We start from the raw sequence: 205 nt of genomic DNA on the forward strand, positions 1-205 counted from the left end.
CTGCACGAGGTGACCAGCCCCCAGGCCTTCGAGGGCCTGCGGCAGGCCGGCCGCAAGGTCCGGCGGCTCGACCTCACCATCGCCACCGAGGACCACAACCCCCCCCCCCTCGACATCGACAAGCCGATCGCGGACCCGGTCTCCCGGGCCCAGCTCGAGACGCTGCGGGCGAACTGTGCGGAGTTCGGTGTGCGTCTGCATTCCC

The 205-nt window shown here is 71.7% G+C and carries 1 protein-coding gene; it reads left to right on the plus strand.

The features are described 5' to 3' along the window. On the plus strand, positions 1–205 hold a 205-nt coding region (locus IF09_RS41520; protein ID WP_037637346.1), incomplete at both ends, for an aconitase family protein.

It is taken from the genome of Streptomyces katrae (genome assembly GCF_000717655.1).
GTDB classification, from domain to species: domain Bacteria; phylum Actinomycetota; class Actinomycetes; order Streptomycetales; family Streptomycetaceae; genus Streptomyces; species Streptomyces katrae_B.